Below are 24357 nucleotides of genomic sequence, written 5' to 3' on the forward strand. Positions count from 1 at the left end.
CCCACAGCAGAATATATTCCTTTGAAGCAATCCACAATTGACGATAATGACTGATAATAATGACAACAAAAATCTCAATCCCGCAACCGAATATGATTCACCCTGGAAGGATATTTTACAAACATATTTTTCCGAATTTATGCAGTTCTTTTTCCCCAATGCATATAATGAAATTGATTGGAGACAACAGCCAGAATTTCTCGATAAAGAATTACAAGAAGTAGTAGCCGATGCAGAAATCGGTCGTCGTTTTGCTGACAAATTGGTCAAAGTTTATCTGCAAAATGGTCAAGAAACTTGGGTGTTAATTCATGTTGAGGTGCAATCTCAAGAAGAAGCGGATTTTGCCGCGAGGATGTATACCTATAATTATCGCATTTACGATAGATACAAAAAATCGGTAGCTTCTTTAGCAATTTTAGGTGATGAAAAAGCAAATTGGCGACCGGAACAATTTGGTTATAGTTTATTTGGGTGTAGGTTAAATTTTCAATTTCCGATTATTAAATTGATAGATTATCAACCAAGGTTATTGGAACTAGACAACGACAATAACCCATTCGCAACGGTAGTCATGGCACACTTAGCGGCACTGAATACCCGTAATGACCGCAACAACCGTAAACAGCAAAAATTGGCGTTGGTACAAAGGTTGTATGAAAAAGGCTTTGAGGAACAGGATGTAATTAATTTAATAGCGTTTGTGGATTGGATGTTAACTTTGCCACCCAATTTAGAAGCAGAGTTTAAACTAGAAATACAACAACTGGAGGCTAGACGACGGATGAAATATGTAACTTCTTTTGAGCGCAGTGGTATTGAAATCGGCAAGCAACAAGAAGCATTATCATTAGTGACACGGTTACTCAATCGTCGTCTAGTTAATGTTGATGAGGCATTACTTGAGCAGGTGCGCTCTTTAACTATTAACGAGTTGGAAACATTAGCTGAGGATTTACTTGATTTTACCTCGATGGCTGATTTAACTAATTGGTTATCAGCAAGAGGATAAAATAATTACTAATTCCTAATAGTTGGGGAAAGCCACAATAAATTTTTAAATTGGTTGTCTTTATTTGTGAGGTGCTAAACCCCAACTAATTTAATATCAATACAAATACAGCACATCAATATATTCTAGAGGATATGGCAGTGCCTATTGGTGTCAACTTAAGCTAAAAGCTATATACGGCGCGTGTTGTACAAAAACCCTCGCCCTCATCCCCTCACCCCTTCTCCCTCAGGAGAAGGGGAATTAAATCTCTTGCTCCCCTCTCCTGTAGGAGAGGGGCTGGGGGTGAGGGCAGAACATTGTCGCCAAGTGGGTTTCGCCTTAAGTTGACACAGGTGGGCAGTGCCATGCCCCTACCATCTGTCGCATTATTTTTTCAAATGGGTATGACACAGGTGATTTGTAATGCTATAACTCATTGCTGACTCAAAAAGTCTGTAGGCGTAGCCTGTGGTAGACAGCGCTTGATGATTTCTTTAAATTAGGGACTCATTTTTATATTTTGAGTAAACAAAAAAGCTGATTACTTTCTCATTTAGATGTTTTAAGTAAGTAAAAAGCCATTTCACTTACTTAAAAAGCCTTATCGCTTACTCAAAAAGCCTTATTGCTTTCTGGTTTTGGTGTTTTCCGCAGGTAAAAAGCCATTTCACTTACTCAAAAAGCCTTATTGCTTTCTCATTTTGGTAAATCACGCAGTCATTTTGGTGTTTTCCGCAGATAAAAAGCCTTGTTGCTTACTCATTTCGGTAAATAGCGCAATCATTTTGGTGTTTTGCGCAAGTTTTTGGGTTGATTAATTGCTTAAAAATTGCAATGTTGAATAACAAGCTATATGACAGCTACGTTTTCTCGTTTTTGCGATCGCATTTGCTAAAAATAGCCTTTGTCTTAGGGAACTCCAAAAAATAAATTATGCCAAATTGTAGGGGCGGGGTTACCCCGCCCCTACGAGTTGCGGGTTTGGTAAGTTAATGATTGGAATATTTTTTTATTTGGAAGTCCCTTATCCCAATTCAAATAATCTTTGCAACACATCAAAATCTTCTAGAGGGCATGGCAGTGCCAGTGCCCCTACAATCTGTCGGATTTTTTCAAATTGGTATAATTTACGAAATATTTTAATTTGGGTAATTCTGTTCGGCTAATTTAACGATCGCATCAATTAATTGAGTTGGTTCAACTGGTTTGGTAGCATACATGTGAAAACCAGCTTCTATTGCTTGTTTGGCGTCTTCTTCTCTAGCATAGGCGGTAAGAGCGATCGCGGGAATTGTTCCGCCTTGTTCTGGTGGTAGCAGTCTGACTTTGCGAATTAATGTATAGCCGTCTTCTTCTGGCATTCCAATATCGCTAATTAAAATATCTAGGGGATATTTTTGAATTGCAGCCAGGGCTTCTTGAACGGAATTTACAGATGTGACTTCTGCACCAGCTTGTTGTAAGGCGACGGTAAGAAAATGGCGGGTATCAGTATCGTCATCGACTACTAGCAGTCGTAAATTTTTTAGCGGTAATTTGGGGGTAACTAAGGCTTGTTCCGGGGATTTTTCGCTGCTTTCTTGGGTTTTAGGTGCTAAAAATGGTAATCTGACAGTAAAAGTTGCGCCTTGTCCCTCACCTGGGCTATCAGCGTGGATCGTTCCGCCATGTAATTCTACTAAGTGACGCGCGATCGCTAATCCTAATCCTAAGCCAGTATGACTGCGAGTTGTACTGCCGTCAGCTTGACGAAAGCGATCGAATACATATTGCAAAAAGTCAGGTTTTATGCCTATACCTGTATCGTTCACTTGAATTTGGGCGTAGCTGTCTTTGATTTCTTTACCCTTAATCGCTGATAATCTAATTTCCACTCGCCCGTTTTGCGGTGTGAACTTGATTGCATTGCTGAGTAGGTTCCAGACGACTTGTTGTAATCTATCAGGATCGCCAGACACCATAAAAGGTGAAGCTAGATGGCTAGCTACAGAGACATAGCCGTTATTCTCTTTTAGCTTTTTGGCTTTTTTCCTGACTTCATCAATGCTACCCGCTTCACTGGGTGCGATCGCAAATTCAAATGTCAAATTTTTGGCTTCGGCTTGGAGACGTACTGTATCTACGGCGGCGTCAATCACTGTAACTAAATTAACAGGGCAAATATTTAAAAATAGTTTGCCGCGAATGATGCGCGAGACATCTAAAATATCTTCGATGAGTTGTTCTTGTAATAAAGCGTTGCGTTCAATGGTTTCCAAAGCTCGCGCCGTAGCTTTTTCATCAAGTTTGCGATTGCGTAGAAGTTTCGACCAACCGAGAATTGAATTTAAAGGGGTACGCAGTTCGTGAGATAAGGTGGCTAAAAACTCATCTTTCATCCGGTTGGCGGCTTCCGCTTCTTTGAGTGCGGCTTGTTCGCGGATTAATTTGGCGCGTTCTTCTTCGGCTCGTTTGCGATCGCTAATATCTTCTACTGTACCTACATAACCAATAACTGTGCCTCGCTCGGATAGCATCGGTGAGGAACGCAAAGTTAACCATCTGACATCCCCCTCTGGGTTGAGAATAGTAAACTCGTTATAATATTCTCCCCCTTTTTGGGCGCAGCTTGCCCAGTCTGCAAAGATAGTTTCTCTATCTTGGGGTGCTAGCGATCGCAACCAACCTTTGTTTAAACATTCTTCACCAGAAATCCCTAAAATCGTTTGGTAGCGGGGATTTGTATAAGTACAATTACCATCTGCATCAGTTAAAAAAATGCCGATTGGCGAGTTAACACACAAAGAACGAAACTGTTCTTCACTCTTTTGCAAACTGGCATTTAAGGCTGCTAATTGGGCGGCTTGGCGTTCTACCTCTGCGGTTTTTTGAAACAAATCGACAAACGCCGCCACCTTTGATTTCAAGATTTCCGGCTCAATGGGCTTAAACAGATAGTCTACTGCGCCTAGAGAATAGCCTTTAAATACCATTGATTCGTTGGTACTAAATGCCGTTAAAAAAATGATTGGGGTATGACGCGATCGCTCTCTTTGGCGGATGAGAGTGGCTGTATCAAATCCATCCATCTCTGGCATTTGCACATCGAGCAAAATCACCGCAAAATCTTGATTGAGCAAACATCTCAAAGCTTGGGCCCCCGATGTCGCCCTTACCAGATTCTGACCCAGGCTGTCTAATATAGCTTCTAAAGCCAACAAGTTTTCGGCGTGGTCATCAACCAGGAGAATATTTACTGGTAATTCGGACGGCATTATGGGTATAGACTCCTAGCTAGACTAAAAAATTAGTTTCTATGCTTTTTTATAGACTTTCGGCTTTCTGGAGGACTTTTACAACTATCTCAGGTTACAGCTTTGAGGAAAAGGAATAAAGATATACTAGATGTTTTGCTCAAAGACTTGGTTTTCGTTTCTAAAGGCTCATTGTAGAAAGATCGTAGTTGGCTGTCAAAGGCTTGGTTGACGGTTGACTGTTGACGGTTGACTGACTCTAGGCGATCGCAAATTCCGTTAATGCTCGTTTACTAGGATGATGAAAACCGAGAATGATATCCGTCTGAGGAATACCTGCGGCTAATAGATCGTCAACAATTGCCAAGTTGGTGCTATCCTCTTCCACCCAGATTTTACCGTTGTGAATCTGCAAGTATAAAATAATGTGTTGTACTCGTCTTTTGCCATCCCAACCACAACGCAGCCACAGGTATTGATCGCTTTGTTCGTCTAAAATCAGGCGATCGCTAATTGTCGGTTCTGTATTTTTAGCAGATTGAGTATTGCTGAGTTCGTAGTATTTTTTAAGGTTTTTTTGCACAGTATTGCGATATTGGATTAAGGTATCCATTGCACAATTTGCTCCTGTTCAGTATCGACAATCATTAATTGCAGGTTATTTTGGCGGATAATTAGCTGAATTGATGGACGTTGAAAAAAGTTAAAATAAACAATGTCGTCAATTGCTAGATATAAATTATATTCAGGTTCACTGACTTGGATAAGGTTACGATAAACGATGTATTGACCCAGGGCGTTATGAAAGTCATACATCTGAGATTTCCCGACAAAGCTTTTAATTTCTACAACAATTTTTTGCCCTTGGCGTTCTGCTGCTATTGGTTTCTCAGGGGAGTATCCCAATTTTGACGCAATACCCTAGAAGGGTATTGCTATACCAACAAAGCCTGCCTTCGCAGGCTAAAAAGTTTGATAGCCTGCGAAGGCAGGCTTCGTATTTCTAGCCCCACCCTTATAGGGTGAGGGCGTTTTTGCACATTTGGGATGCTCCCGTTTCTCAGCAGCTAAATCAGCATAAAGTTCAGCGTCTTCATATTTAATTATGTAAGGGTCAGCAATTATTAGCCAACCATCTTTAATCAGAGCATTTTTGACAGCATCATGGTAAATATCTTTAGCAGGCATGGAGTGACTTTTTTATCTTTAATTCTAACTTATTCTCCGATAAAGCTTCTCACGAACATCTAAGGCTTCATACTGTTGTTCATAAGGTGTAAATTTCAGAGATTCTTGGCGTCCTAAACCTAATATGCCAAACCTAATTAGGCTTTCATAAAGTAAATGATGTACCCTCTGTTGCAGGGTTTTATCAAAATAGATTAAAACGTTGCGGCAAAAGATGACATTAAATTCATTAAAAGAACCATCTGTAACTAAATTATGCGGGGAGAAGACAATATTATCCTTTAAGGATGAGCGAAAGATGGCGCTATCGTAGGCGGCTGTGTAATATTCAGAAAAATAAGTTTTACCACCTGCTTGTAAATAATTATGGGTATACTGCTGCATTAATTCTAAAGGAAAAATCCCATCTTTTGCTTTGCGCAATACTGTTTCATTCATATCTGTAGCATAAAGACGGGAACGATGATAAAGTCCTTCTTCTTGCAGCAAAATTGCCATAGAATAAACTTCTTCGCCAGTAGAACAACCTGCGTGCCAAATGCGAATAAAAGGATAAGTTTTTAATAGAGGTACTACTTTATTTCTAAAGGCAATGTAAAAGTCAGCATCGCGAAACATCGAAGTTACATGAACGGAAAGATTTAATAAAAATCGTTCCATGCATTCGCGATCGTGCAAGACTTTTTCTTGTAAAGCGGAGATGGTAGTTAAATTTTCTGCGCGAATAGTATTCCAAATTCTACGTTTTAGAGAAGCTAGCGCATAATTGCGAAAATCTAAACCATAGTAACGGTATATACCCTCTAGCAAAAGTTGAATTTCGATTTCTTCTAAATGGGGCATGGGGTATTCGGCATTGGGCATTGGGCATTGGGCATGGGGCATTGGGTATTGGGCATTGGGCATGGGGCATTGGGCATTGGGCATTGGGTATGATTAATCAAAAGTTAGGTTGAAAGGTGCAACTTTCGAGATAAAAGGCGCAATGTTGAGGTTGAAAGCTGCAACTTTCGAGATAAAAGGCGCAATGTTGAGGTTGAAAGCTGCAACTTCCGGGATAAAAGGCGCAACGTTGAGGCTTAAAGCCGCAACTTCCGGGATAAAAGGCGCAACGTTGAGGCTTAAAGCTGCAACTTCCGAGATAAAAGGCGCAACGTTGAGGCTTAAAGCTGCAACTTCCAGCATCAAAGCCGCAACATTTACGCTTAAAATTACAATTTCCAAGATAAAAGCCCCAACCTCCGCAATCAAAACTCTAACTTCCAACCTCAAAACCTCTAGCTTAATGCCCCATGCCCAATGCCCCATACCCCATGCCCCATGCCCTTACCTATATAGCCAAACGCGCAATAAAGAAAGCAATTGTTCCGTATCTACAGGTTTGGTGATGTAGTCTGATGCACCGGCGGCGATGCATTTTTCGCGATCGCCTTGCATGGCTTTGGCGGTGAGGGCAATAATTGGGAGGCTGCGTAATTTATTGTTTTGGCGGATGAGTTTGGTTGTTTCGTAACCGTCCATTTCTGGCATCATTACGTCCATCAACACAATATCAATGTCTGGTGTATTGTCTAAAATGGCAATTCCTTCTCTACCATTTTCGGCATAGACTACTTGCATTTGATATCGCTCTAGCATACTTGTTAAGGCGAAGATGTTACGCACATCGTCGTCTACAATTAAGACTTTTTTATTTGTGAGTAAATAGTCTCTAGCATGTAGCTGTTCTAATATTTCCCGTTTTGGTGCTGGTAGATTTGCTTGGACGCGATGTAAAAATAGTGCGGTTTCATCTAAGAGACGTTCAGGCGATCGCACATCTTTGACGATGATGGTATCAGCTAACCGTCTTAGTTCTGTTTCTTGGGTTCTACTCAGTTCTTGACCTGTATAAACAATGATTGGTAAGCTTTTCCCATTAGGTAAGAGTTTAATCTGCTCGATTAACTCAAAACCTGTCATATCTGGTAGACCTAAATCCAGCACTAGACAATCATAATACTGATTTTGGATGGCTTCGAGGGCTGCTTTTCCTGTACCCACGGCTGTGGTAGTTACGTCGTTATTTCCAATTAATTCAACGATGCTGTGGCGTTGGGTGTCGTCATCTTCTACTACTAGCAAGTTTTTCACTCGCCGTTCGATAAAGCCTTTAATTTTAGTTAAGGCTGCGGAAATCGCTTCGCTGGTGAGGGGTTTTTGTAAATAGGCGATCGCACCGAGTTGTAAACCCCTTTGTCTTCCTTCTTCCACAGTAATGATATGAACGGGGATGTGACGAGTTTTGGGGTTATGTTTTAACCTGTCTAACACTGTCCAACCGTCCATTTCTGGGAGGCGGATATCTAATAAAATGGCGGAAGGATGATATTGCTGGGCTAAGGTGAGTCCAATACTGCCATTTTGGGCGGTAATCACCTTAAATCCTTGCTGTCGCGCCATATCTAAAAGGATACGGGCAAAGTTAATGTCATCTTCGACAATTAATAAAACGCGATCGTCTTCGGCTAAGATTGCGCGATCGTCGTTGAGTACGGGAGAATGGTTAGTAGCAGCGAGGAATTGAGGGCTAGAAATTGGTCTTGGTGTTAAAACTTCAGAACTCAAACCGCGTAACTCTGGGCTGGTTTGGGGAAGGTAGAAAGTAAAGGTACTACCTTGATTCGGTTCGCTGATCAGTTTAATTTCTCCACCAAATAAGCGGGCGATTTCGCGGCTAATTGATAAACCTAATCCTGTACCGCCGTATTTTCTACTAGTACTACCATCGGCTTGTTGAAAGGCTTCAAATATTACTTTTTGTTTATCTGGCGCAATTCCGATACCTGTATCGCTGACTGAGAAAGCAATTACACTGTGGGCGCGATTCAAGGTTTCTTGTGATGAATTCCAACCGGCTTTGACTACTTCTACTCGTAAACGAACTTCTCCACGTTCGGTAAATTTAAAAGCGTTGGAAAGTAAGTTCTTTAAGACTTGTTGTAAACGTTTGCTATCAGTGTAGAGAGTTTTGGGTAAATCCGGCGCAAGTTCAATTGTAAAGCCTAGTCCTTTATTCTGAGCTATTTGTCCAAAGGTGCGTTCTAATTGATCGCCTAACTCGGAAAATAACATCTGATGCATGTCAATTGACATGGTTCCGGATTCGATTTTCGCTAAATCCAGAATGTCGTTAATTAAGGTTAATAAGTCAGTACCCGCAGAGTAAATTGTCTGACTATATTCAATTTGCTTGGTGGTGAGATTACCTTCGGTGTTATCGGCTAATAACCGCGCCAAAATTAACAAGCTATTGAGGGGTGTCCGCAGTTCGTGGGACATATTCGCGAGAAATTCAGATTTATATTTGGATGAAAGGGCGAGTTGTTCGGCTTTCTCTTCTAAAGAACGTCTCGCTTGTTCTATCTCTAAATTCTTCCGCTCAACTTCTTTCTTTTGCAACGCCAACAACTCGGCTTTTTCTTCTAATTCGGCGTTGGTTTGTTGGAGTTCTTCTTGCTGTCCTTTGAGTAAATCTTCGGAAGCTTTGAGTGATTGGGCTTGCTGTTCTAGGCGTTTGTTGGTTTCCCGGAGTTCGTTTTGCTGGGTTTGCAGTTCTTCCGCTAAGGATTGGGATTGTTTGAGTAATTCTTCGGTGCGCATGGAAGCGGCGATGGTATTTAAAACGATCGCAATACTTTCGGTGAGTTGATCGAAGAAGGTTAAATGTATTTCGCTGAAGCGCCGGAAGGAAGCTAATTCTATAACTGCTGTAACTTGTCCTTCAAACAACACAGGTAACACAACCGCATTTAAAGGTGAAGCTTCGCCTAAACCTGAGCTAATTTTCACATAATCACTGGGGACTTCTGTTAACAGAATTCTTTCTTTTTCTAAAGCGCATTGTCCTACCAAACCCTCACCCAAGTAGAAGCGGTTAGCTAAATGTCTCCGTTCGCGATAAGCATAGCTACTGAGTAATTTGAGGAAAGCCTGATGATCTGCGGCTTCCATCATGTAGAATACGCCATGTTGTGCGCCTACTAACGGTGCAAGTTCTGAGAGGATGAGTTTAGAAACAGTTTCTAAATCCCGTTGACCTTGTAACATCCGGGTAAACTTAGCCAGGTTCGTTTTCAACCAATCCTGCTCAGTATTTTTCTGGGTAGTCTCCCGCAGATTAGCGATCATTTGGTTGATGTTGTCTTTGAGGATAGCGACTTCCCCTAAAGCTTCCACAGCGATTGACCGGGTTAAATCGCCTTTGGTTACGGCTGTTGCAACTTCTGCGATCGCTCTTAGCTGTGTAGTTAATGTTGCAGCGAGTTCGTTCACGTTATCTGTTAAATCTTTCCAAGTACCCGCCGCACCAGGTACTCTGGCTTGTCCGCCTAATTTTCCTTCAATTCCTACTTCCCGCGCGACTGTGGTTACTTGATTGGCGAAGGTTGCAAGAGTATCAATCATTTCGTTGATTGTTTCCGCGAGGGTTTCAATTTCTCCCTTCGCATCTAACATGAGTTTGCGTTTCAAGTCTCCATTCGCCACTGCTGTGACAACTCTGGCGATACCCCGTACCTGGGCTGTTAAATTCCCCGCCATTGAGTTGACATTATCAGTTAAATCCTTCCAAGTACCCGCCACACCTTGCACTTGGGCTTGTCCGCCTAATTTTCCTTCCGTTCCCACTTCCCGCGCTACCCGCGTTACTTCCGAAGCAAAGGAACTGAGTTGATCCACCATTGTATTGATGGTGTCTTTCAACTCCAAGATTTCCCCGCGCACATCGACGGTGATTTTCTTGGATAAATCGCCATTCGCCACCGCTTTGGTAACTTCTGCAATGTTCCGCACCTGGGCTGTTAAGTTCCCCGCCATTGAGTTTACATTGTCGGTGAGGTCTTTCCAAGTTCCCGCCACACCTCTAACATAAGCTTGTACACCGAGTTTTCCTTCCGTTCCCACCTCTCGCGCTACCCTGGTTACCTCAGAAGCGAAGGAATTTAATTGATCCACCATTGTATTGATGGTATTTTTCAACTCCAGAATTTCGCCCTTCACATCGACGGTGATTTTCTTGGATAAATCACCATTCGCCACAGCTGTAGTTACTTCCGCGATATTCCGCACTTGGGCTGTTAAACTACCCGCCATGAAATTCACGCTGTCGGTTAAGTCTTTCCAAGTTCCCGCAACTCCCTTCACCTCAGCTTGTACACCGAGTTTTCCTTCGGTTCCCACCTCTCGCGCTACCCTGGTTACCTCCGACGCGAAAGAATTAAGTTGATCCACCATTGTATTAACGGTGTTTTTCAACTCCAGAATTTCCCCTTTGACATCCACAGAAATTTTCTTCGATAAATCGCCATTCGCTACTGCGGTAGTAACTGCGGCGATATTCCGCACTTGGGCTGTTAAACTACCCGCCATGAAATTCACGCTGTCGGTTAAGTCTTTCCAAGTTCCCGCAACACCGCGCACATCAGCTTGTACGCCTAATTTACCTTCGCTTCCTACTTCCCTTGCTACCCTAGTAACTTCCGACGCGAAAGAATTTAATTGATCCACCATTATATTGATGGTGTTTTTCAACTCCAGAATTTCGCCTTTAACTTGGACAGTGATTTTTTTGGATAAATCACCATTTGCGATCGCAGTCGCAACTTCTGCTATATTCCTTACTTGATCGGTGAGGTTACCAGCCATCATATTCACCGCACCTGTTAAATCTTTCCAAGTTCCCGCCACACCGCGAACTTCTGCTTGTACGCCTAATTTTCCTTCCGTTCCCACCTCTCGCGCTACCCGCGTTACCTCAGAAGCAAAGGAACTGAGTTGATCCACCATAGTATTGATGGTGTTTTTCAACTCCAAAATTTCACCCTTCACATCCACAGTAATTTTCTTGGATAAATCACCAGTCGCCACAGCTGTAGTTACTTCCGCAATATTCCGCACTTGCGCCGTTAAACTACCCGCCATAAAATTCACGCTGTCGGTTAAGTCTTTCCAAGTACCCGCAACACCGCGCACATCAGCTTGTACTCCCAGTTTCCCCTCACTTCCCACCTCTCGCGCTACCCTGGTTACCTCAGATGCAAAGGAATTTAATTGATCCACCATTGTATTGATGGTGTTTTTCAACTCCAAAATTTCGCCCTTCACATCCACGGTGATTTTCTTGGATAAATCACCAGTCGCCACCGCCGTGGTTACTTCTGCAATATTCCGCACTTGTGCCGTTAAACTACCCGCCATGAAATTCACGCTGTCGGTTAAATCTTTCCAAGTACCAGCCACACCGCGAACTTCTGCTTGTCCCCCTAATTTCCCTTCCGCGCCTACTTCCCGCGCTACCCTAGTAACTTCCGATGCAAAGGAGTTGAGTTGATCCACCATAATATTGACGGTGTTTTTCAACTCCAAAATTTCACCCTTCACATCTACGGTGATTTTTTTGGATAAATCGCCATTCGCCACGGCTGTAGTTACTTCCGCAATATTTCTGACTTGGGCTGTCAAATTCCCAGCCATCAAGTTAACGTTATCAGTTAAATCTTTCCAAGTACCAGCCACACCGCGAACTTCTGCTTGTACGCCGAGTTTCCCTTCCGTCCCCACCTCTCGCGCTACCCTGGTAACTTCCGACGCAAAGGAATTTAATTGATCCACCATTGTATTGATGGTGTTTTTCAACTCCAAAATTTCGCCCTTCACATCCACGGTGATTTTCTTGGATAAATCGCCATTCGCCACAGCTGTAGTTACTTCTGCAATATTCCGGACTTGGGCTGTTAAACTACCCGCCATAAAATTCACGCTGTCGGTTAAATCTTTCCAAGTACCAGCCACACCCCGAACTTCTGCTTGTCCCCCTAATTTACCTTCCGCCCCTACTTCCCGCGCTACCCTAGTAACTTCCGATGCAAAGGAGTTGAGTTGATCGACCATGATATTGACGGTGTTTTTCAACTCTAAAATTTCGCCTTTAACGTTTACAGTAATTTTCTTCGATAAATCGCCATTCGCTACAGCCGTTGTCACTTCTGCAATATTCCGCACCTGGGCTGTCAAATTTCCTGCCATCAAATTCACATTATCAGTTAAATCCTTCCAAGTACCCGCCACACCGCGAACTTCTGCTTGTACGCCTAACTTCCCTTCCGTTCCCACTTCCCGCGCGACTCTGGTAACTTCCGATGCAAAGGAATTTAATTGATCTACCATCGTGTTGACGGTGTTTTTCAATTCGAGAATTTCGCCTTTAACATTGACAGTGATTTTCTTCGATAAATCACCATTAGCGATCGCAGTTGCAACTTCCGCAATATTACGCACCTGGGCAGTTAAATTTCCTGCCATCAAGTTGACGTTATCAGTCAAATCCTTCCAAGTACCCGCCACACCGCGAACTTCTGCTTGTACGCCGAGTTTCCCTTCGGTTCCCACTTCCCGCGCTACCCTGGTAACTTCCGACGCGAAGGAACCAAGGCGATCTACCATTGTGTTAACAATATTAGCAGTTTGGAGAAATTCCCCCTTCAAAGGTCTACCTTCAATTTCTGGGGCGATAGTTTGGGATAAATCACCATTAGCTACAGCCCGAATTACCCGCGTAGTTTCTGCTGTAGGCTGGACTAAATCGGTAATTAAAGTATTAACAGAATTAACGCAACTTAACCAAGAACCGCGAACATTTCCTAAGGAAGCGCGTTCAGAAACATTACCATCTTTACCCACAACATTACCGATGCGTTGTAGCTCTGCTGCCATGCGCTCATTCTGATCGATAATATCATTCAGCGTATCAGCAATTTTACCCGCCATTCCTGTTTGATCGATAGGCATCCGAGCAGAAAAATCGCCTTTTTTTACAGCATTTAACGTTCTTAATAGCTGTTTTAAATCTAGATTGTCGCTTTCTCTGATTAACTGTTCGGTTGCCATTACTATACCCTTTAGGAATTAATTTTATATATTTTTTCTCCCCATTTTGATTTGGGGAATAGTGTTAAGTTCTGAATTGGCAATATTTAGAACGGGGTTAAATTAAGCCAATAACTTTATCCTTAACTATTGAGAAACAAGGTTGACACAACACTTGTTTGCACCTCATATAGCCAATCATAGCCTTTGCATCGTTCTGAGGATAGCCGCTTGTAGGAGATTTTTCTACAGTAAATATTTCCAGAGTTTTTTATCTATTCCTTTTGGTCTATGTCTTAGGGAGGAAGACTTTTAATAATATTTAAATCTCGTTTTCAGCAAATCAACATATTCTAGAGAGTATGGCATTGCTCATACCTCTACCATCTGTTTTCCAATTGGTATAATTAAGCCTAAAAATCAATACAGTTCAGTTAGTGCCAAAAACCTGTAAATGCGTAGGTTAGTTAGAAGTTCGTGAAACCCAACAAACCCTCGCAAATGTTGGGTTACCCTACGGGAAGCCGCTCCGCGTCTACGTTCCTCAACCCAACCTACAATTATCCTTAACTAATTCTTGGCGTTCTTGGCGTCTTGGCGGTTAAATAAATCAATATTTTTGGTAATTTTTGCGCAATTACTGTGAAAAAATCGGTAATTCAAGAAACTATGCTTAATTGCTGAATAATTGCTGCTAAATTACAAGCAATGTAACCAATGGCTAAGGGAGATTTATTTTTTAACAACAAGAAAATTGGCTCTAGGGTTTGGGGTAAAGTTGCACCATATACTCGCCAGAGATTTTCCCGTAGTTGATGCAAAATGCGATCGCCTGCAATATCATCAGTACCAGGACGCAATAACCAATGAGTGCGCAAAATTTGAAAATGGCGTAAATCTTGAGTCTCGATTACTTGCTGAATCTCGGTTGTTGCATGTTCCACCAACTCGTCGGTAACTACTTTCATTACCAAGGGTTGCAAACTAAAGGCGATTTCTGCTTTACCGATCCATTTTTCTAAAAGCGATCGCCTTTCTAATGCCATAATCGCTTCTAACACCATAGCCGGATCGATGGATACGAATAGATGAGTCTGCAATCGCGCAAAAGCAATCGGTTCTTGCCAAATTGCTAACCAATAAAGAATATCTTGCTCTAAAGCGCTCAATTGCGCAAACTGTTGTTTTAAAATATCTCGTAAGCGATCGCCAATTACTAAGGTATTTTGAGTCAAAAATCCGGCGATATTTCCCCCAAATACCAATTGAATTAACGGTGTTACCAGTTTCAAAGCCAAGGGATTTCCGCGATAAAGGTGAATTAAAGCCGATAATCCGATTTCCTTCCCGCTAAATCCGCGCGATCGCAATAATTCTACCGCTTCTGTTTTCGCCAAACCCTTGAGATTTAAACAGTTCACTATCTTATTATCAACTTCTATCGCCTTGGGGGTTTCCCGACTGGTGAGGATAATGCAACTTTGATGCTGAGAGCGGCTGATTTTTTGGATAAATTGATTGTATATACTCGAATCTGCCTCTAATCCATCCAGTATGATTAAACAGCGCTGTTTTTGCAAATGATAGATAATATCGGCGCTTGGTTCAAAATTAGCCAGCAAGCTATCTATGAGAGAATCAACAGATGGTGTAGATTGCAGCGATTTCCAAATCAAGCAATTAAATTGTGATTGAATCCGATCTATCAAAGCCAGCGTTAAAGCAGTTTTACCAATCCCCCCGATTCCCACAATCGCGACTAACTTACAACCGCCGAAAATCCATTGTTCTAGCTGAGTTAACTCCCGATTTCGTCCATAAAAGCTTTCTAAATTCGGCGCTTCATGCCAATCGAGGTATGGTGTAGAGATATCTGCAATTATTGCCGATTCTCCTGGCGAAGCATCCGCGATCGCTTCCCAATCAGCAATACCTACAGCTTCACAAATTGCAATAAAAATTTCTCGTTGAATGCGATCGCCTTGCCAAAATCGGCGTAAAGTAGCCCTAGAAGTATGAGCATCTACCCACCAACGCGCTGTACTAGTTTTCGTCCAACCCAGACGCAACCTCGCTTTATCGACAATTACCAATCCTGCTGTTGATGCTCTCAACGAGTTTGACATATACCTATCACTCAGTCGATGATTCCCATTTTGGCTTACCTGGAAACCCTTAGGGCAGTCACCACAATCCAGTAACCCAAAGCAACACAGCACTCACTAATGACAATTGTACAGACGCGATTCATCGCGTCTCTGACAAATGAATAATGAGTAATGACTATAATTATTAAAAATTTTCGTTAATATTGAGAATATCTATAAACTTATACCGATATCGTATTGATAATGTTGTTTAAAGGCTTGTTTGTAATTTTGAAATTTCTGTTCTTACTTACCTATAGCTGGGATTTACATTTATCTACATAGAAACCTTGGCATGTGTATATTTATGCCAAGACAAAATATCAGAAAGTACACCAACTTATTTATTACCATGAGTTGCAAGAAAAATAGCTGAAGAAATTATTAATTTTTCAGTTAAATGGTGTTTCGGATCATACTATTAAGCCTGGACAAGAAAAAAGTAATTTGAATTTATTACAACTTTGTTTGCAATTTATGAAGTTAATTTACTTGATTTACCATCGGCTATAGGGAGTTTGATTCGGTTTTTTCGATCATCAGTGGTGGGTTCATAACCAAAAACAGCTAACATGACAGCACAATTACTCCAGATACATCAGCGATTGAGTTCGCAACAACTGAGACGCATCTTGCTCGTTGAGGATAATGATGTAAACAGAATGTTGATGAGCGACTATCTAAGTTACTGTGGATATAATGTCCATAGTTTATCGATAGGTTCTGCCTTATTCTCAACTGTTGAAAAATTTCAGCCAGAGTTAATATTACTGGATTTAAAACTGCCAGATATTGATGGTTATTCATTGCTTGAAAAAATTCAAAGAAAACCATCATTTCCCAAAATACCTATTATTGTAGTTTCCGCATTTGCATTTAAAAATGACCAAGAACGGGCGATGAGATTAGGAGCTTATCGCTACTTTGTAAAACCAGTAAATCTCAAAGAGTTAATTATGACAATTAGCGAAAAATTAACTTCTCGCAATGTTGTGGGATATTAAATATAGGGCATTGGGCATGGGGCATTGGGCATTGATGAAAATAAACGCTCAATGAAAAGTGGTGGGAAGATAAGCTGAACTTGAAAATACGATTGACCATTGAAAATTGTACAGACGCGATTAATCGACCATTGTACAGACGCGATTAATCGCGTCTCTAACAATTAACCAGAGATTTTCTCTAAAATAGATATAGGTGGATTTGTCAATTTACCGAAACGTCGTAATGCCCCTCCCTCAACGCAGTAGGGAGGGAATATAAGACGGACGACGACGATTACACCTCCGACCAATATCAATCGTTATGGATGAAGAGTCGTCAACCCTTGGACTTGGCAAAGAGTCGATCCAGTCTTCAATAAGTTGAGTGACATGGTAAGATAAAAATGGTAGTTGACCCTCCCGACTGTATGGACATCAGACAGGCTAACTTCAAAGTAGTAAGACTTGCCGCAGCAACATCAGAGATCGGGGAAAACGCGAGTCCTGCTGGTCAGCCATTGCTGTAAATCCAAGACAAACGTATCGTAGAACAATTAATTGCCAGTGGAAGATGGGCAACTGCCTGTGGACGCTGTGTAAGACCAAGTTGAACACGGGTTTAATGAGGCAACGGCGGTTGAGACGGGAAACCCTGAAGACGAATAAGACCGTCTTTGTGCTAGTTGAAATTGGAAGCCCCAGTTTCAGCCAAAGGCAAACTGGGGTACTTCACCTATTTGCGAATCGTGACACAAACTTCTAAAACACTAGTTAAAGATACCGAACGCCTGGAAAACCGTTTAGCCGAGATACCGCCGGAACCAGGTGTTTATTTAATGCGGGATGAAGGCGATCGCATTATCTATATAGGGAAATCGCGGAAATTGCGATCGCGGGTGCGTTCCTATTTCCGTGATGGCTACAATAAAAGCGATCGCATTGCCACAATGGTAAAACAAGTGGCAGAAATTGAATTTATTGTTACCGATACCGAGGCGGAAGCTTTGGCGCTGGAAGCGAATTTAATTAAGCAGCATCAGCCATATTTTAATGTGCTGCTCAAAGATGATAAAAAATATCCTTATGTCTGCATCACATGGTCAGAAGCATATCCACGCATTTTTATTACCCGCAAACGTCAATTAGGCAAAGAAAAAGATAAGTTTTACGGCCCTTATACAGATGCAGGTTTATTAAGGGAAATATTACGCCTATCTAAGCGAATTTTTGCTCTGCGACAACGACCCCAACCATTATTTAAAGACCGTCCTTGTTTAAATTATGATTTAGGGCGCTGTCCGGGGGTGTGTCAAAAATTAATTACACCGGAAGAATACCGCAAAACTGTGCAAAAAGTAGCGATGGTATTTCAAGGTCGAACTCAAGAATTAATTGAGATTTTGACACAGCAAATGGAGAAAGCTGCCGAAGCGTTGAATTTTGAAGCAGCAGCGCGGATTCGCGATCAAATCTCTGGGTTAAAATCTCTCACAGCACAGCAAAAAGTATCCTTACCAGATGATACCGTGTCGCGGGATGCGATCGCCTTAGCCGCAGATGAACAACTAGCTTATATTCAATTATTCCAAATTCGGGCTGGGCAATTAGTCGGGCGTTTAGCATTTGTAGCGGATGCACAAGCTGAACCTGGGGCGATTTTACAACGAGTTTTAGAAGAACATTATCAAACTGCTGATTCTGTAGAAATTCCCATAGAAATATTGGTACAGCATGAGTTACCACAAGCAGAAATTTTGGCAGATGTTTTAACTGGGCGTAAAGGGCGAAAAGTCACAATTTTAGCGCCTCAACGCCAAATTAAGGCAGAATTAATTGAGATGGTAGAGCGCAATGCTCAATATGAATTGCAAAGAATGCAAAAATTAGGCGATCGCAATCAGCAAGCAATGGAAGATTTAGCTGCAATTGTCGATTTACCCGACTTACCCCATCGCATCGAAGGTTACGACATTTCCCACATTCAAGGCTCAAATGCAGTCGCTTCTCAAGTAGTATTTATCGATGGCTTACCCGCCAAACAACACTATCGTCACTACAAAATCAAAAATCCCAACGTTACCGCCGGACATTCCGATGATTTCGCCAGTTTAGCCGAAGTCATTCAACGCCGCTTTCGCAAGTATATCGAAGATCCGCAATTACAACGTGCAGGTAATCCAGACTGGCCGGATTTAGTGATGATTGATGGCGGTAAAGGACAATTATCATCGGTTGTCGCCATTTTGCAAGATATGAACTTATTAGAAGACTTGCGCGTTGTTAGTTTGGCGAAGCGACGGGAAGAGATTTTTGTACCCGGAGAATCTCAACCTTTAGAAACAGATGCAGAACAACCAGGAGTGCAACTATTACGCCGATTGCGCGATGAAGCCCATCGTTTTGCAGTGAGTTTCCATCGTCAACAGCGTAGTGATAAATTAAAGCGATCGCGTTTAGACGAAATTCCCGGTTTAGGACATTATCGCCAAAAACAACTTTTAGGACATTTCCGTTCCGTCGATTATATCCGCCAAGCCACACCCGCCCAACTAGCAGAAGTCCCCAGCATCGGCCCCCATTTAGCTCAAGAAATCTACAATTATTTTCATCCTGCTTAAGGATAATCTCAAGCTGAGAAATTCTCTTCACCTCGTCATCAGGAATTCAATCCTGATGCAAATTTTTCTGTAAAAATTCCTTAAAAAATATTTTTATATCTTATGACCAATGACAAATGACCAATGACCAATGACCAATGACCAATGACAAATGACCAAAAAAAAGTTATGGGTAATTGATAACTGAGATAACCCATTACCTAATTACCCATTCCCCATTACCCATTACCAACCACTAGCCTAGCAGACATAACCTATGTCTTGAGCTATAAATATTGGAAGTTTTAATTAAATTGTTTCGCGACAAATTCATCCCCACATCAACCCAGAAAACATTAAGCAAAGCTTAAAAAAATATTTTTGTGACTAAAGTTACAGTATTTTTCTCTATTTGACTTTTTGCTATTAATATACAGACAAATCTGCGAGATCGCAGCAAATGAGTTTATCTCCAAGCATTATTGTTAGGGATCAGTAAACTTCTAAATAGGAGCCTTACCAAAAATTAATTTATATATCCAAAGTGAGATGTTACACTTATAGATCTAATAAGATAATAGATAGAAAATAAGGGCTTGTTTTAAAAAATTGAAGTTTGTTTGAAGAAATCAGGCAAATTATAGAGGCTTTTATTAATTTGCATTAAACCAGTGATTAACTGGTCTGATTGGCTGTCTTTACTCACCATAATTCATTAAAACCAGGGAATTTAAAATGCAAATAGTACAAGAAATTTGCTGCCCCAACTGTGGCAGTAAAGCTGAACGTCACTATATATCTGATAGTCAAATAACTCGCACCCAATGCCCAACTTGTGATTACTTGATGATTACTTGTACGCGCACTGCTAAAGTCATTGAGGCTTATGCCCCTGGTATTTACGCCAAGACTTAAGATGAAAGGCAGATGGCAGAGGGCAGCACTTCGACAGGCTCAGTGACCGGGCAAAAGGAAAGATATATTGAGGTAACTTTACTGTGAGTTACATAATTGTGTTATTTGCGCCTCTTTCATCAAATTTTTTCGCTATTAGATAGCCTGAATATTTGGCACAAACAATGCGATAAATCGTAGGGGCATGGCAATGCCATGCCCTCTAGAATATATTGATATGCGGCAAATAATATTTAAATTGGTATCTTTCAAAAAGCGTTGTGTGGTTAACACAACGCTTTTTATATTGCTATTTACAGCATATTTCAGTAAGCGCTTTGGGGCATGGCGGTGCCAATGCCCCTACAATCAACAATTATCTGTACCTCACCAACTTGCAATTCCCTGTATGTTGTCAACAATTCTGCCTATTGCCCTAATTTTTGCGATCGCAATTGTCCACAAGCCGCATCAGCTTCTAAACCGCGTGAATAACGGACACTCACAGCAATAAATTGCTGTTTTAAGACGTTAACAAAGGCTTGAATGCGATCGCTAGTAGGACGTTTATAATCGACTTCTTGAATGGGATTGTAAGGAATCAGATTCACGTGGCTTTGGAAACCCCGCAAGCGTTTGGCTAATTCTAAAGCATGTTCTGGTAAATCATTCACTCCCGCTAAAAGTATGTATTCAAAACTCACGCGGCGTCCAGTAATTTCCACATATTCCCGACATTCTGCCAGCAAATCTTCAATAGGGTAGAAGCGGGCGCTAGGAATTAGCTGTTGTCGGAGTTCTTGATGAGGCGAGTGGAGACTGACAGCGAGAGTAATTTGTAAATTATGCTGGGCTAACTGACGAATGCGATCGCGAATTCCCACAGTAGAAACAGTAAGCGATCGCTGTCCAATACCGACATCTTGATTTAAGGATCTTAAAGCTGCGAGAACATTTTCCGTATTTAATAACGGTTCACCCATGCCCATAAATACCACATGGCTGACTCGTTGCTGAAAATCTTCTTGTACCGTCAACACCTGATCGACAATTTCATGGCGGGCTAAATTTCGCTTGTAACCACCTTTACCCGTAGCGCAGAAATCACAAGCCATCGGACAACCCACCTGGGTAGAAACACAGACAGTTAACCGCTTATCGCTGGGAATCCCCACGGTTTCCACAATTTGCCCATCTGCAAGTTGCAAGAGATACTTAATTGTGCCATCAGCTGCAACAGCCCGGTGGTGAATTGTCGAACGCCCAACGGGGATATCTGCGACTTCGCCACGCCATTGTTTAGGAAAGACAGAAATATCAGCTAGCGATCGCACACCTTTATGATATAGCCAATCATGTAGCTGCTTACCTCGATAAGCAGGTTGTCCTTGCTGCTGTACCCAAGCAGTTAATTCAGCTACAGAAGCACCTAATAATGGGGAATTTAAGTCAACAGAAGAAATTAGCGGTGTAACAGACATAAGCGATCGCCAGTTGATGCTAGAATCTCTATCCTATATCTTCTGGTTCAATCCTGGAGTAGACCAAAAAAGAAAAAGATCAGCTAAGGCGAGTCTAAATTGCATAACTACTTTATGGGCTGTTAACAGCCCTCACAATGGATTGTGAACTTAAAAGCAGAATAGCTTACGAGCAAATGAAAAAATATTGCAATCATTAAAAACTTACCAAACCCGCGACTCGTAGGGGCGGGGTAACCCCGCCCCTACAATTGGCATGATTGATTTTTTGGAGTTCCCTAACCGAATGTTGTCCCATTCCAACCCCACATTGCACCTTTGCTATCAGCAAATTCAATGTAAATGCGATTTTTTGCTACACCGAGAGATTGATTAATTTCTTGACAAAAATCCTGACTCATACTTTGAGTTTGGTCAGGTTTCATTGAGCCAATACTTTTAATTTCAATGTAGCAAACCGGGTCTGTAGTTCCCGCAAATGTCATCGGAATTCCCGGTTCAAAAGCCGTCATTACATAAGATTCTGGTTTTCCCAAATGCTTTGCTAATTTAGCCGATAAGCTTAACAGCATCGCCTCAACTTCAGCTTTTTCCGGTGCAGATACAGAAGTTTGTACTTTAATTAATGGCATAGTCAAAAATTTAATAGTCCAGAATCAACATTCAACGGTAAGTAGAGACGCGATTAATCGCGTCTGTACAACAGTCAACAGTCAACGGTCAACGGTCAACGGTCAACAGTCAACAGTATTAGTTTACCGAGCCAGAGACTCGCACAAGACAAGAAAGACAAATGACAAATGACTAATGACTAGATCGAAATAAATGTTGATGTTCGGGATGATATAAACGCGATCGCCCTGTTGCTTTTGAAAGTGCTGGACTGATAATGTAAAGTGTGGTGCGTATTAGCTGTTCTTTGCGGGTACAGTCAGCCATCTCATTCAACGGAACCACCCGAATTTTTTCATCAGGCCAGCCGACACGGAAACAAATTGCTACTTGGGTGTCGCTGGGATAATGTTCTAGTAACTTAGCTTGCGCATCTTCTACATGACGGGCGCTCAAATATAAGCACAGGCTAGCTTGATGTGCGGCGAGTGTGGCTAATTCTTCACTAGCGGGGACTTCAGTACGTCCACTGATACGGCTGAGAATAATAGTTTGCACTAAACCCGGTACAGTTAATTCTACTTGTAATTTAGCTGCTGCGGCTTGAAAAGCGCTGATACCGGGGATAACTTCAAAAGAGATATTCGCCTGTGATAGCAGGTACATTTGCTCGTGGATGGCGCTATAGAGGCTTGGATCGCCGGAATGGAGACGAACCACAGATTTTTGCGATCGCACCCGCTCTACCATCAAAGGTACAATCTCTTCTAAAGTTTTATTCGCCGTCCGAATAATCTCCGCATCTTGGCGACAAAGCTCTAAAATCTGTTCAGGGATCAAAGAGTCCGCAAATAAAATCACATCCGCTACAGCCAGAAGTTTTTGTGCCTTCACCGTTAATAAATCAGGATCTCCAGGCCCAGCACCCACAATGTAAACCCTGGGTTCTAGAGTCTGCAAGGTTTTTGGGTCACATGTTCTAGCAGTAAATTCACTCATAAAAGCATAGACTTCAACTCTGCAAAAAAAAATTTTGATAAATTTTCAGTGTCTTTCCGGATAATCTCTATTGCTCTAGTAGAGAGTAATGGTAGATGCACCCTGGTTAAGCCCTGGAGAATACTCTGGGGCATTTTTTATTTTTGGGCATTGGGCATTGGGCATTGGGCATTGGTTATATTCCCCTGTCTTTTAATCTCCGCCTATCCGCGTCTCCCTATCTGCTTATTCCCCAATCGCGCCGTTACTTCTGGGGGTAGAAACGACATCTGGTAAAGAGCGTTTCGCTAAGTAAAGCCAAGCTAATCCGGCTAATCCTAAAGTAATCCCAATTAAACTTACAACTTGAGCCATCCTTAAAGGGCCTAGCATCAAGCTATCAGTCCGCAACCCTTCAATCCACAAGCGTCCTGAACTGTAAGCTGCTAAGTAAGTGAGAAATAACGTACCTATCTTTAAGCGTGGTTTTCCTTGCAAACTGCGAAAAAACAAAGTTATCAGCAAGGCGAACACCATTAAATCCCACAAAGATTCATAGAGGAAGGTGGGATGAAAGTATTCATTATTAATAAATTCTGGGGGACGGCGTTCTAGTGGGATATATAACTTCCAAGGTAAATTGGTAGGATCGCCAAAGGCCTCCGAGTTAAAGAAATTTCCCCACCGCCCGATCGCCTGCCCTAAAATCAGCGAAGGTGCTACTAAATCTGCTAGTTGCCAAAAAGAAACTTGCTTGAGTTTGGCAAAGATTAAAGCTGCAACCAAACCGCCCAAAATCGCGCCATGAATCGCAATCCCCCCTTGCCAAATCGCGATAATTCGTTCTGGGTGCTGGGCATATTCTGGCCATTGAAACAAAACATAATATAACCTAGCTGCGGGAATTGCCCCAATCACCAACCAAATTGACAAATCGCTGAGTAAATCTGGGTTAACATTCCGACGCTTTGCCAAGTATTGCGAAAGACTGACACCAATCAACACTGCTGAGGCGATTAATAAGCCGTACCAGCGAATAGTTATTGGCCCTATTTTCCAAATCTCTGGGCCAGGAGAAGTAAATTGAAATGCCAAAGGCAAAGTGGAAATATCCAGTGCCATGCAAAAGTACCTAGCTAGATAACTAAAATTATTAATCAGCCTGAGCAGTTTCCTATCATAAAACAAGAAACCAGGGGCTTTGAGTATATAACTAATTAGAGCAGGTTTTGCTTTGCGGTAAAAACCTATCTGTTAGTCAGCTAATCACGAAAAATCTCACAACCAAACATACAAATCACTCCTACCCCCTAGTAGTCTGTCAGGGTTGAAATGAGGGACA

The 24357-nt window shown here is 41.9% G+C and carries 15 protein-coding genes and 1 pseudogene; 4 read left to right on the plus strand and 12 right to left on the minus strand.

Annotated features, from left to right (window positions below; translation table 11 throughout):
* The first annotated feature begins 46 nt into the window (after positions 1–46).
* Positions 47–1012, plus strand: coding sequence for a DUF4351 domain-containing protein (locus AACW45_RS07030; RefSeq protein WP_190632358.1), 966 nt, complete (start codon positions 47–49; stop codon positions 1010–1012).
* Positions 1013–2133: 1121 nt separating this feature from the next.
* Here AACW45_RS07030 and AACW45_RS07035 read toward each other — a convergent pair.
* The 8 genes and pseudogenes from AACW45_RS07035 to AACW45_RS07070 form a co-directional block, all read right to left on the minus strand.
* Positions 2134–4248 carry a hybrid sensor histidine kinase/response regulator gene (locus AACW45_RS07035; RefSeq protein ID WP_190632359.1) on the minus strand — a complete coding sequence of 705 codons (2115 nt, stop codon included), beginning with the start codon at positions 4246–4248 and terminating at the stop codon, positions 2134–2136.
* A gap of 238 nt (positions 4249–4486) precedes the next feature.
* The gene (locus tag AACW45_RS07040) at positions 4487–4840 is read right to left on the minus strand and encodes a XisI protein (protein WP_190632360.1); all 354 of its coding nucleotides are present in this window, start codon (positions 4838–4840) and stop codon (positions 4487–4489) included.
* On the minus strand, positions 4828–5133 hold the full coding sequence (locus AACW45_RS07045; RefSeq protein WP_242045728.1) for a XisH family protein: 306 nt from the start codon (positions 5131–5133) through the stop codon (positions 4828–4830). The genes AACW45_RS07040 and AACW45_RS07045 overlap by 13 nt, the downstream gene beginning before the upstream one ends.
* Positions 5134–5289: 156 nt before the next feature.
* Positions 5290–5415, minus strand: a pseudogene (locus AACW45_RS07050) (element excision factor XisH family protein); the annotation flags it as partial.
* Between the two features lie 24 nt (positions 5416–5439).
* A complete protein-coding gene (locus tag AACW45_RS07055) occupies positions 5440–6279 on the minus strand; it encodes a CheR family methyltransferase (protein ID WP_242045729.1) in 840 nt (279 codons plus the stop codon).
* 72 nt (positions 6280–6351) lie between these two features.
* Positions 6352–6723: a hypothetical protein gene (locus AACW45_RS07060; RefSeq protein ID WP_190632361.1), complete on the minus strand. Its 372-nt coding sequence runs from the start codon at positions 6721–6723 to the stop codon at positions 6352–6354.
* A gap of 18 nt (positions 6724–6741) precedes the next feature.
* Positions 6742–13341: a HAMP domain-containing protein gene (locus AACW45_RS07065; protein WP_190632362.1), complete on the minus strand. Its 6600-nt coding sequence runs from the start codon at positions 13339–13341 to the stop codon at positions 6742–6744.
* A 638-nt stretch (positions 13342–13979) separates the two neighbouring features.
* Positions 13980–15446 (minus strand): NB-ARC domain-containing protein, encoded by a 1467-nt coding sequence (locus AACW45_RS07070; protein ID WP_190632363.1) that lies wholly within the window; start codon positions 15444–15446, stop codon positions 13980–13982.
* 593 nt (positions 15447–16039) lie between these two features.
* On the opposite strand from AACW45_RS07070, the gene AACW45_RS07075 reads away from it, so the two are divergent.
* The 3 genes from AACW45_RS07075 (at position 16040) to AACW45_RS07085 (ending at position 19965) form a co-directional block, all read left to right on the plus strand.
* The gene (locus tag AACW45_RS07075; protein ID WP_190632364.1) at positions 16040–16471 is read left to right on the plus strand and encodes a response regulator; all 432 of its coding nucleotides are present in this window, start codon (positions 16040–16042) and stop codon (positions 16469–16471) included.
* A gap of 728 nt (positions 16472–17199) precedes the next feature.
* The gene (gene uvrC / locus AACW45_RS07080; RefSeq protein WP_190632365.1) at positions 17200–19071 is read left to right on the plus strand and encodes an excinuclease ABC subunit UvrC; all 1872 of its coding nucleotides are present in this window, start codon (positions 17200–17202) and stop codon (positions 19069–19071) included.
* A 714-nt stretch (positions 19072–19785) separates the two neighbouring features.
* Entirely contained in the window at positions 19786–19965 is a 180-nt protein-coding gene (locus AACW45_RS07085; protein ID WP_096644520.1) for a replication restart DNA helicase PriA, read from the plus strand.
* A gap of 407 nt (positions 19966–20372) precedes the next feature.
* Here the strand turns inward: AACW45_RS07085 and rlmN are convergent, their stop codons facing one another.
* The 4 genes from rlmN to lgt all read right to left on the minus strand — a co-directional run bounded on the left by rlmN (position 20373) and on the right by lgt (position 24137).
* Complete coding sequence (gene rlmN / locus AACW45_RS07090) at positions 20373–21425, minus strand: 23S rRNA (adenine(2503)-C(2))-methyltransferase RlmN (RefSeq protein ID WP_190632366.1); 1053 nt, start codon at positions 21423–21425, stop codon at positions 20373–20375.
* 278 nt (positions 21426–21703) lie between these two features.
* Entirely contained in the window at positions 21704–22057 is a 354-nt protein-coding gene (locus AACW45_RS07095) for a phenylpyruvate tautomerase MIF-related protein (RefSeq protein ID WP_190549208.1), read from the minus strand.
* A 172-nt stretch (positions 22058–22229) separates the two neighbouring features.
* Positions 22230–23036, minus strand: coding sequence for a precorrin-4 C(11)-methyltransferase (cobM, locus tag AACW45_RS07100; RefSeq protein ID WP_190632367.1), 807 nt, complete (start codon positions 23034–23036; stop codon positions 22230–22232).
* A 225-nt stretch (positions 23037–23261) separates the two neighbouring features.
* Positions 23262–24137, minus strand: coding sequence for a prolipoprotein diacylglyceryl transferase (gene lgt / locus AACW45_RS07105; protein ID WP_190632368.1), 876 nt, complete (start codon positions 24135–24137; stop codon positions 23262–23264).
* Between the last annotated feature and the right edge of the window lie 220 nt (positions 24138–24357).

Origin of the sequence: Calothrix sp. FACHB-168, assembly GCF_963889195.1 — a bacterium.
Taxonomy (GTDB): Bacteria; Cyanobacteriota; Cyanobacteriia; order Cyanobacteriales; family Nostocaceae; genus Aulosira; species Aulosira anomala_A.